This is a genomic window from Dryocola clanedunensis (assembly GCF_038405435.1).
GTDB classification, from domain to species: Bacteria; Pseudomonadota; Gammaproteobacteria; order Enterobacterales; family Enterobacteriaceae; genus Dryocola; species Dryocola clanedunensis_A.
Genome location: NZ_JBBYHZ010000203.1, coordinates 1 through 533 on the forward strand (window position 1 = coordinate 1; position 533 = coordinate 533).

General features: G+C 66.4%; 1 protein-coding gene. It reads right to left on the minus strand.

Translation table 11 applies throughout. From position 1 onward, the window contains the following. The coding region (locus tag AAE045_RS24235; RefSeq protein ID WP_455549844.1) for an NADH-quinone oxidoreductase subunit N at window positions 1–509 on the minus strand (509 nt) is incomplete at its 3' end. Window positions 510–533 lie beyond the last annotated feature (24 nt).

Sequence of the window (533 nt, forward strand, 5' to 3'; positions counted from 1 at the left end):
TAGAACAGCGCCGCCGAGTAGCCACGCTCGCCACCGCCGGCCATGCCCATCAGCAGGAAGCCGATGTGCGAAACGGTCGAGAAGGCCAGCATGCGCTTCAGGTTGGTCTGCGCGATCGCCATCAGGTTGCCGATCACCAGCGACAGTGCGGCCAGCCCACCGATCAGGTACTTCCACTCGTCGGCCAGCGGGCCCACGCCCATCTCCAGCAGGCGGTAGGCCATGCCGAACGCGGCCAGCTTCGGGGCCGAGCTGATGAACAGCGCGACCGGTGCCGGGGCACCCTGGTACACGTCGGGCAGCCACATGTGGAACGGGGCGGCACCCAGCTTGAAGGCCACGCCGGCGATCATGAACACCGCGCCGGTCAGCAGCAGCATCTTCTCTTCGGTGTGCGGAATGGCAGCGTTGATCGCATCCAGATGCAGCGAGCCGGTGGCGCCGTAGATCAGCGACATGCCGTACAGCAGCAGGCCCGAGGCCAGCGAACCGAGCACGATGTACTTCATCGCCGCTTCCGAGGCCAGGCCGTT